Annotated in this window: 18 protein-coding genes; 9 read left to right on the forward strand and 9 right to left on the reverse strand. The window is 70.6% G+C overall.

Going from position 1 to position 14,067, the window contains the following annotated elements:
* Positions 1–47: 47 nt before the first annotated feature.
* Positions 48–839 carry a hypothetical protein gene (locus tag IE317_RS09270; RefSeq protein ID WP_191308214.1) on the reverse strand — a complete coding sequence of 264 codons (792 nt, stop codon included), beginning with the start codon at positions 837–839 and terminating at the stop codon, positions 48–50.
* A gap of 468 nt (positions 840–1,307) precedes the next feature.
* Between IE317_RS09270 and msrB the strand changes: the two genes are divergently transcribed.
* On the forward strand, positions 1,308–1,775 hold the full coding sequence (gene msrB / locus IE317_RS09275; RefSeq protein WP_191308216.1) for a peptide-methionine (R)-S-oxide reductase MsrB: 468 nt from the start codon (positions 1,308–1,310) through the stop codon (positions 1,773–1,775).
* Between the two features lie 54 nt (positions 1,776–1,829).
* The gene (locus tag IE317_RS09280; protein WP_191308218.1) at positions 1,830–2,384 is read left to right on the forward strand and encodes an MOSC domain-containing protein; all 555 of its coding nucleotides are present in this window, start codon (positions 1,830–1,832) and stop codon (positions 2,382–2,384) included.
* Positions 2,385–2,456: 72 nt separating this feature from the next.
* On the opposite strand, the gene IE317_RS09285 is transcribed toward IE317_RS09280, so the two are convergent.
* Positions 2,457–3,137 (reverse strand): hypothetical protein, encoded by a 681-nt coding sequence (locus tag IE317_RS09285; RefSeq protein WP_229902587.1) that lies wholly within the window; start codon positions 3,135–3,137, stop codon positions 2,457–2,459.
* 154 nt (positions 3,138–3,291) lie between these two features.
* Between IE317_RS09285 and IE317_RS09290 the strand changes: the two genes are divergently transcribed.
* Positions 3,292–4,011 carry a TetR/AcrR family transcriptional regulator gene (locus IE317_RS09290; protein WP_191308222.1) on the forward strand — a complete coding sequence of 240 codons (720 nt, stop codon included), beginning with the start codon at positions 3,292–3,294 and terminating at the stop codon, positions 4,009–4,011.
* 51 nt (positions 4,012–4,062) lie between these two features.
* On the opposite strand, the gene IE317_RS09295 is transcribed toward IE317_RS09290, so the two are convergent.
* A complete protein-coding gene (locus tag IE317_RS09295) occupies positions 4,063–4,620 on the reverse strand; it encodes a PadR family transcriptional regulator (RefSeq protein WP_191308224.1) in 558 nt (185 codons plus the stop codon).
* 84 nt (positions 4,621–4,704) lie between these two features.
* Here IE317_RS09295 and IE317_RS09300 point away from each other — a divergent pair, with 84 nt between their 5' ends.
* Positions 4,705–5,496, forward strand: a complete 792-nt coding sequence (locus tag IE317_RS09300; RefSeq protein ID WP_191308226.1) for an SGNH/GDSL hydrolase family protein — start codon at positions 4,705–4,707, stop codon at positions 5,494–5,496.
* Positions 5,497–5,611: 115 nt separating this feature from the next.
* Here IE317_RS09300 and IE317_RS09305 read toward each other — a convergent pair whose 3' ends face one another.
* The 4 genes from IE317_RS09305 to IE317_RS09320 are packed head-to-tail and all read right to left on the reverse strand — an operon-like array spanning position 5,612 to position 8,728.
* The gene (locus IE317_RS09305; protein ID WP_191308228.1) at positions 5,612–6,550 is read right to left on the reverse strand and encodes an ABC transporter substrate-binding protein; all 939 of its coding nucleotides are present in this window, start codon (positions 6,548–6,550) and stop codon (positions 5,612–5,614) included.
* Between the two features lie 8 nt (positions 6,551–6,558).
* Positions 6,559–7,326 (reverse strand): amino acid ABC transporter ATP-binding protein, encoded by a 768-nt coding sequence (locus IE317_RS09310; protein ID WP_308443392.1) that lies wholly within the window; start codon positions 7,324–7,326, stop codon positions 6,559–6,561.
* Complete coding sequence (locus IE317_RS09315; RefSeq protein ID WP_191308230.1) at positions 7,323–8,246, reverse strand: amino acid ABC transporter permease; 924 nt, start codon at positions 8,244–8,246, stop codon at positions 7,323–7,325. Before IE317_RS09315 ends, IE317_RS09310 begins: the two co-directional genes overlap by 4 nt.
* Positions 8,243–8,728, reverse strand: a complete 486-nt coding sequence (locus IE317_RS09320; protein WP_191308232.1) for a GNAT family N-acetyltransferase — start codon at positions 8,726–8,728, stop codon at positions 8,243–8,245. The genes IE317_RS09315 and IE317_RS09320 overlap by 4 nt, the downstream gene beginning before the upstream one ends.
* A gap of 162 nt (positions 8,729–8,890) precedes the next feature.
* On the opposite strand from IE317_RS09320, the gene IE317_RS09325 reads away from it, so the two are divergent.
* On the forward strand, positions 8,891–9,865 hold the full coding sequence (locus IE317_RS09325) for an LLM class flavin-dependent oxidoreductase (RefSeq protein ID WP_191308234.1): 975 nt from the start codon (positions 8,891–8,893) through the stop codon (positions 9,863–9,865).
* Entirely contained in the window at positions 9,862–11,133 is a 1,272-nt protein-coding gene (locus IE317_RS09330) for an LLM class flavin-dependent oxidoreductase (protein ID WP_191308236.1), read from the forward strand. Before IE317_RS09325 ends, IE317_RS09330 begins: the two co-directional genes overlap by 4 nt.
* 232 nt (positions 11,134–11,365) lie before the next feature.
* On the opposite strand, the gene IE317_RS09335 is transcribed toward IE317_RS09330, so the two are convergent.
* Positions 11,366–12,214 (reverse strand): LysR family transcriptional regulator, encoded by an 849-nt coding sequence (locus IE317_RS09335; RefSeq protein WP_191308238.1) that lies wholly within the window; start codon positions 12,212–12,214, stop codon positions 11,366–11,368.
* 91 nt (positions 12,215–12,305) lie between these two features.
* Between IE317_RS09335 and IE317_RS09340 the strand changes: the two genes are divergently transcribed.
* Complete coding sequence (locus IE317_RS09340; protein ID WP_191308240.1) at positions 12,306–13,145, forward strand: TIGR03620 family F420-dependent LLM class oxidoreductase; 840 nt, start codon at positions 12,306–12,308, stop codon at positions 13,143–13,145.
* Here IE317_RS09340 and IE317_RS09345 read toward each other — a convergent pair whose 3' ends face one another.
* Positions 13,146–13,517 carry an acyl-CoA dehydrogenase family protein gene (locus IE317_RS09345; protein WP_229902588.1) on the reverse strand — a complete coding sequence of 124 codons (372 nt, stop codon included), beginning with the start codon at positions 13,515–13,517 and terminating at the stop codon, positions 13,146–13,148.
* A gap of 20 nt (positions 13,518–13,537) precedes the next feature.
* On the opposite strand from IE317_RS09345, the gene IE317_RS09350 reads away from it, so the two are divergent.
* Positions 13,538–13,825 carry a molybdopterin dinucleotide binding domain-containing protein gene (locus tag IE317_RS09350; RefSeq protein ID WP_191308244.1) on the forward strand — a complete coding sequence of 96 codons (288 nt, stop codon included), beginning with the start codon at positions 13,538–13,540 and terminating at the stop codon, positions 13,823–13,825.
* Positions 13,822–14,019, forward strand: coding sequence for a hypothetical protein (locus IE317_RS09355; RefSeq protein ID WP_191308246.1), 198 nt, complete (start codon positions 13,822–13,824; stop codon positions 14,017–14,019). The genes IE317_RS09350 and IE317_RS09355 overlap by 4 nt, the downstream gene beginning before the upstream one ends.
* Positions 14,020–14,067: the final 48 nt, after the last annotated feature.

Raw genomic sequence — 14,067 nt, forward strand, 5'->3', positions numbered from 1 at the left:
CAGTCCGGCCGCCCGGGCGGTGTGGGCTTCGTCCCGGTCGTGCGGGACTACGCCGGGTTCTCCGCGACGGCGAGGTAGTCGGTGTAGATCTGCGGTGAGCCGGAGAACGAGGCCAGCTGCTTCCACTCCTCGTACATCTGCTTGGTGTCGCGGTGGGCGGCCGCGAACTCCGCGGCCTCGCCGGTGGCGATGTCGGGCTCGGGGTAGAAGACGTCCAGCGCGTCCAGGCTCGCGATCTCCATCATCATCACGTACTGGTCGAGGCGGTTGCCCCGCTCGCCCTTGAGCACGTGGAACCGCCAGTCCGGGTAGTCGTCGATCCGGTGGTGGTTCTCGGCGATGAAGCGGTCGAACATCTCCTCGGTCACCCCGGCGCGCAAGGCGAGGTGGTGGATCCCGATGACCCGGGCGACGCGCTCCTCCCCCGGGCGGTCGCGGTAGCGGGGTCCGGGCGTGACCGTGCTCCGCGGATTGTCGGCCAGCAGCCGGTAGTCGGTGAACAACGTCGGCAGCTCGGCGAACGTGCCCAGCCGCCGCCACCGCGCCAGCACCGCCTCCGCCTCCGGGTGCCGCGCCCAGAATTGCCGGGCCTGCTCGGTCTGCTCACCCCGGGCCGTGACGTAGCGGTCGCGCTGCTCGGCACTGTCGATTTCGAACAACATCAGGTACTGCCCGGTCCGCTCCCCGCGCAACCCGCGCAGCAGAGTCCACCGCCACCCCGGGTACAAGGGCAGGTGAACGCCCTCGGCACGCACGAAGGTCTCGAACTCCTCCGGCGTCACACCAGCCTCCGTGTCGATGGCGATGTACTGGAAGGTGAACACCGACGAGCGTCCCATTGCGCGTCCAATCCTCGGGCCGGGAAAGGGATCACGCGTCCGGCCGGCACGACTCCCCTGCCCCACATCCTGCCCGCTCCAGCACAACGGCGCCCGCGAACCGTCCCTGCTGGACGCGAGCCGTCGGGCCTCACGCGTCGATGCATAGGGCGTTATACGGCTAGTTGGCTCTCCGGCCCTCGATGCGCCGACCGGGCGAAGGCGGTCGACGTGGCAGAGGTGTACGCGATGCTCGGCGACGTCGCAAGACACCTGAACTCGGTTGTTCAGAGGTACTCGAAGACCTGAGCGCGGCGGTAGTGCGCCGTAAGCGGCTGGTGCTAGGGAACTTACGAAAGAAGAACACGCCCACGCCGACCGGCCGCCCAGTGGAATAGCGCGGTCACGCCGCACGTCTGTACATCTGCACGTCCAGGTGCGTTTCACCTGGTGCCCAGCTTCGCGCCGGAAGGCGGGAAAGGGAGAGCTGTGCCTCAGCAGGCCAAGTACCACAAGAATCCGGAAGCCGTGTCGCGGCTGGATCCGGGACAGTACCGCGTGACCCAGCAGGACGGCACGGAGCGTCCGTTCGCGAACGCGTACTGGGACAACCACGAGCCGGGCATCTACGTCGACGTCGTGTCCGGCGAGCCACTGTTCGCCTCGGTCGACAAGTACGACAGCCGGTCCGGGTGGCCGAGCTTCACCAAGCCGATCGTCGCGTCGAACGTCGTCGAGCGGGAAGACTTCAGCCACGGCATGATCCGGGCAGAGGTCCGCTCACTGCACGGGGACAGCCACCTCGGCCACGTCTTCGACGACGGCCCGCTCGACAAGGGCGGACTGCGCTACTGCATCAACTCCGCGTCGTTGCGCTTCATCCACTTCGACGACCTGGAAGACGCGGGCTACGGCGACTACCGCACCCTGTTCACCGGCGACACCGACGGCAAGTGAGGTCACCGGCGCGCGAACTCGCCAGTTCGCGCGCCGGCGCGTTCGAGGAGAGCCATGCAGGAACCGCCCGGCGCGATCTCGGCCCCGGTGGAGATCGTCGCGCTGCTGGTCTCCCCCGTGCACGCCTTCGAAGGCCGCCCGGCGGACGGTCCGCGGCCCGACCCCGAACCCGTCGAGCGCGACGAGGTGGCCGTGCGCGCCGGGCTCGGGCTCGTCGGCGACCGGTACTTCAACCAGCCCGCCCACCGCCGGGCCGCCGTCACCCTCTTCGCCGCCGAATCACTCGACGTTCTCGCACGGGACCTCGGCCTCGCCGCCGTGCCGGACCTGCACCTGCCGCGACGCAACATCGTCGTGCGCGGCTTTCCCGTCGACGAGCTGGCCGCGCCGCGCGGCGGGACCGGCACCGTCTTCGGCCTCGACTCCGGGGCGGGCGAAGTCCGGTTCCAGGCCTACCGCCCGGCCCACCCGTGCGCCTGGATGGACGTGGTACTGGCCCCCGGCGCGTTCCGCGGGCTCCGCGGACACGGCGGCGTCCGCTGTGCCCCTCTCGATGACGGGATCCTGCGAGTCGGTCCCGCGACCCTCACGGTGGTGCGCTCGCCGTAGCCTGACGCAGCTCCCGCCGCTACCACCTCCGTCACGCGGCCCGCTCACGGTGGCATCCGGGCTGCCGGGTGGTCATTGCGCGGCGGCGTATTCCGCGCCGGGAGACGTCGTGTTGTCGTCGGACTGGGCTGGTTGGGCCCGCCACAGCGAGATGCCCAAGCCGATCAGGGCTACTCCGGTCGGAACGGCCAACGGCCGGTTGAACGACTCCGGAAGCACGGCGAGCGCGAGCGTGGCGACGGTGCCTGCGGCGAGCAGCGCCGAGGCCCACCGGGCGAGCACGCGCGCCCGGAACAACGCGATGCCGAACAGGCAGCCGCCCGCGAGATAACCGACGGAGCTGACCACGATGACCGTCTGCATGGCGCCGATGCCATGGGATGCGGTGCCGCCGAAGGCAACGGCGAGGACGTCTGCGACGTAGCCGGGCGCCGTGTGCGCCAGCGCGGGCAGAACGGCGGCGGCGACGATCTCGACGCTCAGCATGGACAGATAACCGACGGCGAACAGCACGTAACCGAGGAAGCCGAGGATTCCCGTCTGCCGCACTTGGCGTAGGTACATGCCGGTGATGCCGGCGAGCGCCAGCGCGGCCATCAGCGCCTTCGCCGTGCTGCGCACGGCCCAGTCGGTGGTGGTGACCAGCGAGACGTCCATGGCCGGATGGCCGATCTGGACCGCGATGAACAGTGCCCCCGCGATCGCGGCAGCGACTCCGGTGGCCCGCGAAAGGCTCCTCGCGCTGGGCGCCACGGAAACCTGCTTCGAGTTGCCGGGTCTTGGCGTCGCACTCATGCGTTGCTCCTCCGAGAGGGATATGACGAGGTGTACGCCGTACACCTCTACCGCGCCCAAGCTAGGCGTACGATGTACACCTGTCAAGACCGGCACGAGAGGGAGAACCCCGATGCAGGACACCGCCACGACCGGCGGCCGGGAGCGGCTCAACCGCGCCAAGGTGCTGCGCGCCGCCGTCGAACTGGCGGATGAAGGCGGCTTCGAGGCGTTGACCATGCGCCGGCTCGCCGACCGGCTCAGCGTCGTGCCGATGGCGCTCTACAAGCACGTGGCGGACAAGCGCGAGCTCCTCGACGGCATGGTCGACCTGGTCTTCGCCGAGGTCGAGGTCCCGGTGGACGTCGACTGGCGGACCGCCATGCGCCTGCGCGCGGCGTCGATGCGGCAGGCTTTGCTCCGTCACCCGTGGGCGGTCGGCCGGATGGAGACGGGTACTCCAGGACCGGCGAACCTGCACCACCACAACGCGGTGATGCGGTGCCTCCGCCGTGACGCGGGCTTTCCCTTCCGCATGGCCGTGCACGCGTACAACCTGATGGACGCCTACGTCTACGGGTTCGCCCTCCAGGAGAAAACCCTCGCCGGCGACATCCCGGCGGAAGCGGCGCGACGACAAGAAGCCGTCGTCGACCGGCAACCATCAGGACTCGAGGACTACCCCTACCTCGCCGAAGTGGTCACCGAACTGGCGAAAACAGGGTTCACCTTCGCCGACGAATTCGAGTTCGGGCTCGACCTCATCCTCGACGGCCTCGGCCGGATGCCTCAGCAAGCCTCCCGCGCAGCCGACATCGAGCCGGATCCACCGCTGCGGCCGTCGGGCCAGTGAAGCCGAGTCCGAAATGTCCTGCAGCCGCCGTAACCTCACCGCATTTCGCCCCTACACCGACGTCCGATCACGCAACAGTTCGGCGGCCCGCACCGACCAGTCGTGGTGTTCCTGCTCGAACCGCCGACCACGCAAGCACGTCAGATAGGGCCCGATCGGAGATCCCTGACGCAGGTAGGTCTCCTCGTCGAGCTCCCCGCGGTAACGCCGCAGGATCTTGTCGAGGATCGCCACCTTGGCCGCGGCCGCCGCGGCTCGTTCCTCCAGTTGCGCGATCACCGGCGCCGCGTCGACGTGGTCGACGGCTTGGACCTTGACCAGCAGGTCGTCGCGGATGAACGACGGCTTGCTCACGGCGGCGGCGAAGTCCGCCAGTTCGGCGAGACCGGCGTCGGTGACCGTGAACAGCCGCTTGGTGGGACGGGTTTGCTGGACCACCTCCCGGCCGCTGATCAACCCGTCCTTCTCGAGCTTGGACAGCTCCAGGTAGAGCTGTTGCGGCCGGGCGTACCAGAAGTTGGCGACGCCCACGTCGAACGCCTTGGCCAGCTGGTAGCCGCTGTATTCGCCGGACAGCAACGCCGCCAGCACAGCATGCCGCAGACTCACCGGCGCTTCTCCTCGTCGTCGACCATGAGCAAGCTCATCATAGCTCTGGTTATGATTAGTCAACATTATGACTAGGAGGACCGCGTGACAGTCAGCGGCAGGTATCTGCGCTACGTCGCCTTGGGCGACAGCCAGACGGAAGGCGTCGGTGACGGCGACGACCTCGTCGGCCTTCGGGGATGGGCCGACCGGCTCGCCGAACGCCTCACCATCGCCAACCCCGATCTCCAGTACGCCAACCTCGCCGTCCGTGGCCGCCGCGCCAGCGAAGTCCGGTCCGAGCAACTGGGGCCGGCTCTGGCACTGCGTCCCGACCTGGCCACCGTGGTCGCCGGTGTCAACGACCTGCTCCGGCTCCGGGTCAAGACCGCCACGGTGGCCGACGACCTCGAAGCGATGTTCGCCGCGCTCACCGGCTCCGGAGCCCGCGTGGCGACCGTGACCTTTCCCGACCTCACCAGGGTCATCCCCCTCGCCCGGCCGGTCCGCTCCCGCATCCTCGACATCAACGACCGGATCCGTGCCGCAGCCGCCCGGCACGGAGTCGCCGTCGCGGAGATCGCGCTCCACCCCTCCGTCGCCGACCGTCGCTTCTGGAGCGAGGACCGGTTGCACTGCAGCCCCCTGGGGCATCAACTGATCGCCGACGCGGTCGCGCACGCCCTGCAGGTGCCGGGCAGCGACGGTTCCTGGAGCGAACCCGCACCATCGTTGGCCATCCCACCGTCAAGGCAATGGCGCGCCACCGCCGAACTGCGCTGGGCAGCCACCTTTCTCGGCCCTTGGCTCGGCAGGCGGCTGCGCGGCCAGTCTTCCGGGGACCAGCGCACGGCCAAACACCCTCAACTCCACCGCATCGAGGGACCGCAGAGCTGAGTGTCGCTGACCGGCCCGCTCATCGACGGCTGCCCGCCACCGAGGGCGGGGCCGGCGTGTCCACGCTAGGCAGCTTCGCCACAGCTGTTCGACTACGCGGCCGCGATCAGCCGGTTCACTTCCGGGGCAAGCCCTGCGGGTTGATCTCCGAGGCCGGCAGGGCCTCCGAAGTGAGGTTCCAGCGCTTGAGGACCTCCGCGTACCGCCCGTTCTTGATCACCGTGTCCAGCGCCTGCTGCAGCGCCTTGACCAAGCCGTCGCCCTTCTTGGTCATCGCCGCGATGTCCGCCGGGATGGTACCGCCGCCGGAAACCGTGCCGACGATCTTCGTCTTGCCGTCGACGGCGACGTGGTAGGCCGAGGTCGGGTTCGGGCCGACGTAGGCGTCGATGCGGCCGGACTGCAGCGCCAGGTAGTAGTCGGAGGTCGCCTGGTAGTACTGGAACTTCACCGGCGCCAGTCCGGCGGCCTTGTTCTGTTGGTACCAGCGCAGCAGGATCTGCTCCTGGTTCGTCCCGGCGCTGACGCCCACGGTGAGCCCGGCGATGTCCTTCGGCTCGCGCACCGAGACGTTCTTCTCCTTCTTCACCTCGAACGCGATGGTGTCTTTGCGGTAGGTCGCGAAGTCGTACTTGTCCTTGCGCTCCTCGGTCACCGTGATGTTGGAGAATCCGGCGTCGAACTGCCGGTTCTCCACCGACAGGAACAGGTTCTCCCACGACGACGCCTGCAGATCGAGCTTGAGACCGAGGACGTCGGCGACCAGCTGCGCGAGGTCGGGCTCGACCCCGATCACCGTCTTGTCGTCGTCGGCGCGGAAGGACAGCGGCGGCGTGCCGTTGCCGGTGGTCCCGACGACCAGGGTGCCGCGGTTCCGGATGTCGGCCGGCACGAGCGCGGCGATCGCATCCACCTGCTGCGCCCGGACGCGGTTCTGGTTCGCGGTGATGTTGACGCCGCCGGGCTGGTCGGCCGCCGGCGCGGTCGCTGCTTCGGGGCTGCCGCAGGCGGCGAGCACGAACACCGAAGCGAGCAGAAGCGTTCTCAGTCTCATGTTTCTCCTCAAAGGACTTTGTCGACGAAGGCCCGGGTCCGGGCGTGACGGGGGTTGTCGAGAACGTCGGCGGGCGAGCCCTGTTCGACCACGCGGCCTTCGTCGAGGAACACGACGGTGTCGGCGACCTCGCGGGCGAAGCCCAGCTCGTGGGTGACGACGACCATCGTCGTCCCGGTCCGTGCCAGGTCGCGGATGACCGCGAGCACCTCCCCGACCAGCTCGGGGTCGAGCGCCGAGGTGGGTTCGTCGAAGAGCAGAACGTCCGGCTCGAGCGCCAAGGCCCGGGCGATCGCGACTCGCTGCTGTTGCCCGCCGGACAGCCGCCGCGGGTACTGGCCCGCCTTCTCGGCGAGCCCCACGCGGGTGAGCAGCTCACGGGCTTTGGCCTCGGCTTCGGCGCGCGGACGGCGCTGCGCGGAAATCGGCGCCTCGACGACGTTTTCGAGCACGGTCAGATGCCCGAACAGGTTGAAGTTCTGGAACACGAAGCCGATCCGGGTGCGCTGCTTGAGGATCTCGCGTTCCTTGAGTTCGTGCAGCCGGTTGCCGGAGCGGCGGTAGCCCATCAGCTCACCGCCGACGCTGATGAAGCCGCGGTCGGCGCGTTCGAGGTGGTTGATCAGCCGCAGCAGCGTCGACTTCCCGGACCCGGATGGTCCCAAGAGGACGGTCACTTCTCCTTGGCGCACCTGCAGGTCCACGCCGTCGAGGACGGTCAGCGCGCCGAAACTCTTGTGGACGCCTCGAACGTCCACCATGTACTCGGCGCTCATGCCCGCCGCCAAGCCGTGCGCAGGCGCTGCAGCGGCGTCGGCGGCAGCGTGCGTTGGGTGCCACGGCCGAAGTGGCGCTCGACGGAGAACTGCGCGACCGACAGCACGGTGGTCAGCGCGAGGTACCAGGCGGTGGCCACCAGCAGCAGCGGGATCACCCGGCCGCTGCGGGTGTAGATCACCTGCACCTGGTAGAACAGCTCCGGCAAGGCCATGACGTAAACCTGGGACGTCGCCTTGAGAAGGCCGACGATCTCGTTGGCCGCGGTCGGCACGATCGTGCGCATCGCCTGCGGCAGCACGATCCGGCGGAACTGCCGCCCGGCCGGGATCCCCAGCGCCGCGGCCGCCTCCCGCTGTCCCGCGTCCACCGACAGGAACCCCGCACGCACGATCTCCGCGGCATAGGCACCCTGGTGCAAAGCAAGCCCGAGGCCGGCGGCGAAAAACGGCGGGATCAGGCTCATCGTCCCGACCGACACGAACGACGGCCCGAACGGGACGCCGAACGAGATCTCGTTGTAGAGGATGGCGAGGTTGTACCAGAACAGCAGCTGCAGGATGAGCGGGACCGACCGGAAGATCCACGTGTAGGTCCAGCTGACCGCGCGCAGCAACGGATTCCGGGAAATCCGCATCAACGCCAGCACAGTCCCGAGCAAGAACCCCGCCGCAACACCGAACAGCGTCAGCTCGAGCGTCAGCGCGACCGCTTCCAAGATCGATTTCTGGAAGACGAACCGGGCGAACGTCGGCCAGTCGAACGCCGTGTTGGTCACCAGCGCATGACCGGCCATCGCGACGAGCACCGCCACGACGGCGGCGGCGATCCAGGTCAGCGGACGGCGTGCGGGAACGATCTTGAGCGCTTCTTCCGGCGTCGCGGCGGGCGCGGGCCGTGTTCCGAGGTCGCTGGTCATCTGGCCCCCACCGCGGCGGGAAGTGCTTTCGAGAAGGACAACCGCGTCCGGGGAACGGCGTGGACGTCGAAGTGCGGTGTGTAGCCGGTGGCCAGGTAGAGCCCGCGAGCCTCGGGTTGGTTCGGGCCGGTGGTGAGGAAGATCCGGGTGTACCCACGACGGCCGGCTTCGGCCTCCAGTTCGGCGACGACACGGCGGCCGAGGCCGTGGCCGCGGTGCGCGCGATGAGTCCAGATCCGCTTGAGCTCCGCGGTTTCTTCGTCGTAGCGCTGGAAAGCTCCGCCCGCGACGGCGGCGCCGTCCGTCAGGAGCAGCAACAATCCGCCGTGTGGCGGAGCGAACCGCTCGGGTGGGTACTCGCGGAGTTCGAAGTGGACGTCGTTGAGCACGCGGTGGTAGCGCGACGAATACTCGCGGGCCAGGTCGGCGAGCAAGGGCCGGACCCGCGGATCAGACTGGGCGACCCAGACGGATTCGGGCATGGGGTACCTGTTCCGGAAAAGGAAAGGAAAGAAAGCGCTGACGCTTTCCGCTGACACCGACGAACCCTAGGAAGCGCGCCGAGCCCGGTCAACGAGCCGACCGCGGATTCCACATCCTGAACGTCCGTGCATCGCGGCGGCGCACCGGATACCTGTGGAGACATGACTTCTCGCAGTCTGCACGTCGCCGCGGAGCTGGACGGCGAGCTGTCGCCCGGCGCGTTGGCGGGCATCGTCGCCACCGCCGAACGGGCGGGGTTCACCTTCGCCACCTTCGACGACTCACCGCTGCCACCTCCCGGCGGTCCACGGCTCGACGCAACCGCACGCGCGGCGTACGTCGCGACGCTGACCGACCGGCTCGGGCTCGCCCCGGCCTCGAACGTCACCACGGCCGAGCCGTTCCACCTGGCCGCGCAGCTGGCCAGTCTCGACCACGCCTCGCACGGACGGGCGGCCTGGGTGGTCGGCGCCGACGGCTCGGCCGAGGCCCTGGCCACCGTCGGCGGATCCCGGCTCGATCCGGACGCGCTGCACCACGAAGTCGCCGACGTCGTCGGAGTCGTGCGCAAGCTGTGGGATTCCTGGGAGGACGACGCCGTCATCAAGGACGTCGCCACCGGGCGGTACCTCGACCCCGACAAGGTCCACCACGTCGACTTCACCGGAACGCGGTTCTCCGTCAAAGGCCCTCTGATCACCCCGCGACCACCGCAGGGCAGACCGGTCGTGCTCGCCTCCGACGCCTTGGCCGAAGCCGCCCGCCCGGACATCGTGCTCGTGGGTGGCGCCGGGCTCGACGACGTCCGCAACCGCGCCGCGCGGGCGCGGGAGACGGGCGCTCCCCTCGTCTTCGCGGAGGTCGAGGTCCAGCTCGGCGACGCCGGACGTCGGACGCACCACGACCGCCTGCGCTACACCGGGTCCGCGCTCGGCCTGACCGAACTGCTGGGCTGGCTGGCCACGAGCGTCGACGGCGTCCGCCTGCACCTCGCGGACCAGGCCGCCGATCTGCCGGCGCTGGCCGGTGAGGTACTGCCGGCGCTGCGCAGCGAGGGTCTGCTCATCCCGCCGCGACCCGGCGACACGCTGCGTGCGTCTCTCGGCCTGCCGCGCGCGGAAAGCGTGTTCGCATGAGCACGCGACTGCACCTCGGCGTGTTCTACACCGGCGTCGGCCCGCAGTTCCTCTGGGACGACCCGTCGAACGCCGACCACACCGCGATCGAGACGTACGTGTCGGTGGCGCGGACCCTCGAGCGCGGCCTGTTCGACGCGTTCTTCCTCGGCGAGGGCCTGCGGGTGCGGGAGAACCGCGGACGCGTCCACGCCCTCGACGTCGCCGGCCGCCCGGACGCGATCACCCAGCTGAGCGCGCTGGCCGCCGCCACCACCCGGATCGGGCTGGTCGCCACCCAGAACACCACCTACAACTTCCCGGCCGACCTCGCCCGCCGCTTGTCCTCTTTGGACTTCTTGTCCGGCGGCCGGGCGGGCTGGAACATCGTCACGACCGACAACGCCTGGACCGGCGCCAACTTCCGCCGTGGCGGCTGGCTGGCCCACGAGCGCCGGTACGAGCGGGCGGAGCAGTTCGTCGAAGCCGCCCTGGCGCTCTGGTCGGGGAACACGCTGGTGGACCGGCACACCGACCTGGTGAACGTGCGGGCGGCCCCGACCGTGCCGCCCAGCCCGCAGGGCCGTCCGGTGCTGTTCCAGGCCGGCGACTCCTCCGGCGGCCGTGAACTGGCGGCGAAGTACGCGGACGTCGTCTTCTCGGCCAACACCGCCTACGACAAGGCCCTCGCCTACGCCGAAGACCTGCGCGCCCGCCTCGCCCGCCACGGCCGGCCCGCCGACGCCGTCCGCATCCTGCCCGGCGCGACCGTCGTCCTCGGCGACACCCCCGCCGACGCGGCCGAGCGGGCGGAGGACATCCGTCGGCGCCAGATCACGCCCCAGCGCGCGCTGGCGTTCCTCGAGCAGTACTGGGGGCGGGACCTGTCGGCGTACGACCCGCGCGGTCCGCTGCCGGACATCGACCCCGTCGAGAACGAGCTCGACCCGTCACGCGGGACGATTTCGATCGCCGACCGGACCGGGAAGCTGGACCGGATCCAGCCGTGGCGGGAGCTGGCCGAGGCGAAGAAGCTGTCCATCCACCAGCTCGTGCTCGAGGTCCAGCCGCGCCAGCACGGCTTCGTCGGCACACCGGGGCAGGTCGCCGACGAGTGGGCGCACTACGTCCGCACCCGCGCGGTGGACGGGTTCAACATCAGCCCGCACCTGGTCCCGGCGGCGCTCGACGACATCGTCGACCGACTGGTGCCCGAACTGCAGGACCGCGGCGTCTACCGCACCGAGTACGAGGGCACGACGTTGCGCGAGCACCTGGAGCTGCCTTAGCGCAGCTGCCCCCCGGCTTCGCGGCGCCGACGCTGGACCTCCGGGCCGGCGACCGGCGCCGCCGACAGCAGCCGCGTGGCGGAGGCGAAGAACCTGTCCACTCACGATCCACCGGTACGGGCAGCTCCCGTCGCCGGCGAGGCGGGTGACCCACGCGGAGAACCCGGCCGGGGCCCGGACCTCGTCGGTGGCCGGCAGACCGATGCCGTCTTCGTGCAGCCGGGGCCGAGCGTCAGTCACCGAAAGCCGCCCGGTGCGCCGTCGCGCAGTGGGACGGCAGGTCGGCCGGGACGACGACGCTGCCGGTGACCGTCGTGCGGGGGTCGAGCGGGATCGCGCGCACCCGGGTCGAGTGCAGCTCCGCCACCTGGTCGGCGGGCAGTACCGTCCAGCTGCGCGGGTCGGAGCCGACCTCCACGATCGTGTCGCCGACCGTGGCCGCGCGGTGCCCCACCCGGGCCGGGGCGCCGGCCTCCCGCAGCGCCGTGACCACGGACGGGTCGTGGTCCTGGGAAGTCCGGAAGGGACCGTCGGCCAGTTGCGCCACGCCGACAGCCGCGCGATCGGCAGCGGCGTGCCGCGCGGACACGACCGCGAACAGCGACTCGGTCCACGTCGGCAGCACCCGCAGCCCGGGCGCCGCCCGCACGCCCCGCGCCAGCGCCATGTCGAGCTCACCCTGTCGCAGGGCGTTCAGGCGCGCGGGCAGCGGCAGGTCGACGAGCACCACGTCGAAGGCCGGGGCCTGCTCGCGCAACGCGTCGATCCCCCGTTCCAGCCGGGCGGTGAACTGCCCCGTGCCGGTTCCGATGCGCATCACGCCCGCCCGCGGGCTCGCCGCGACCCGGACGCGGTCGGCGGCCGCGAGCGCCGCGCGTGCCGCGTCGAGCACGCGGTGCCCGGCCGCGGTGAGCCGGACCCGGCGCGGTGAACGGTCGAACAGCCGGACCCCCAATTCGCGTTCCAGCTGCGCGATCTGCCTGCTGACCGCGGGCTGGGCGATGTGCAGCCGGTCGGCGGCCCGGCCGAAGTGCAGCTCGTCGGCGACCGTGACGAAGTACCGCAACGCCCGTAGTTCCACCGGCCCTCCCCTGCGACGATGCCTTCAGGTTATCGCTGCGCGGGCACCTTGGTCCTGGTTCGCGACGCGCCGTCGTGCTGAAGTCGAGGGCATGAACATCGATCTCGGCCTGTTCGGCGCCCACCTGCGCGAGCACGAAGTCACCCCGGAAGGCGCGGCGGAAGTCGAGCGGGCCGGCTACGGCACCCTCTGGCTGGACGCCTCACCGCCGGCCGACCTCGCCCTTGCCGAGCAGCTGCTCGACGCGACCACCCGGCTGGTCGTCGGCACGAGCGTGGTGAACGTCTGGACCGCCGACGCGGACACCGTCGCCGCCTCCTACCACCGGATCGAAGCCAAGCACCCCGGCCGGTTCCTGCTCGGTATCGGCATCGGGCACCGCGAGGTCCACGCCGAATGGGCATCGCCCCACGACACGCTGGTGTCCTATCTGGACCGGCTCGATCGCGCGGGCGTCCCGGCCGGCCAGGTGGTGGTGGCCGCACTCGGGCCGAGGATGCTGCGCCTGGCCCGCGACCGCACCGCCGGCACCATCCCGTGCATGGTGCCGGCCGAGCACACCCGGCGGGCGCGTTCCGCCATCGGCGCCGGGAAGCTGCTGCTGCCCGGGCATTTCGCGCTCATCGAGCCGGACGCCGAGCGGGCGCGCGCGATCGCCCGGTCCGCCCCACCCGGAACGGCGCTGGCCGTCACCAACTACGCGAACAGCCTCCGGCGGCTCGGGTACACCGACGACGACCTCGCCCACGCGGGAAGCGACCGCCTCATCGACGCGCTCGTCGCCCACGGCGACCCGGCCACCGTGGCGACACGGCTGCTGACCCATCGGGACGCGGGCGCTGACCAGGTCGGCGTCTACCCCCTCGGCGACGATCCGATCGCCACCCTCCTCTCGGTCGCCGAAGCGGTGCACGCCGCCGAGGCCGGCTGATCAGGAAACGGAGTTCAGGTAGTGCCGCTGCAGCGGGTTGGCCCGCGTCAGCCCGGGATTTCCGGCCAGGGCGACGGCCTGTTCCACCGCTTCGATGAGCAGCCTCGTCGCGAGCACCTTCGCCACCCCCGCGTACGCCGCCGCGTCCGGGTCACCCTCGTCGGCCCGGCGGGCCGGCCCGAACAGGATCTCCTCCGCTCCGGTGATCCGCGCGGCGATCTCCCCGGCGCCGGTCTGGAACCTCGGCAGGGTGGACAGGGGCTTGCCGAGCCCGCTGGGGACGCGCTCCCGGAGGAAACCGGTGAGCCGATCGAGCGCGTTGCGCGCGACACCGAGGTAGATCGCGGGCAGCGCCAACGGGAGCGTGCTCACCGGCGGCCGACGAGTGTCCGGTGTGGACAATCCGGCGGGAGCCGCCGCCGGTTGCTGGTCACGAGCGGATCCGCCTCAACCCGGCCGATGCGGCAGCCCGTGGCATCACGACCGGCGACGTCGTCCGGATCTTCAACGCCCGCGGCGCCTGCCTGGCCCGCGCGGTCCTCGACGACGGCCTCCGCCCGGGCGTGGTCCAGCTTCCGACCGGCGTCTGGTTCGACCCGGTCGACGACCGCCCCACCGGCCCACTGTGCGCTCACGGCCACCCGAACGTCCTGACCCCCCGGGCGAAACGCGGCGGGTGACCACACCCGTCCACGGCGTGACTCCGGCCCTGTACCTGACCGGAACGGTGCACCTCGTCCCGCTGCTCACCGACGCGCACTCGGGGGCGGTCCCCTGGACAGTGGCGGTGATCGTCGCCGTCTTCGCCGAGCTCGTCGTCGCGCTGCTCGTCCGACGCCGCCGACGGGTACCGGAGTCCTCGAGCAGCGCGTGATTTTGTACTGTTCACCTCGGGTTCATCTCTCGGTCGTCTCATGGGGCA

This window comes from Amycolatopsis bullii, assembly GCF_014654205.1.
In the GTDB taxonomy this organism is placed as follows: Bacteria; Actinomycetota; Actinomycetes; order Mycobacteriales; family Pseudonocardiaceae; genus Amycolatopsis; species Amycolatopsis plumensis.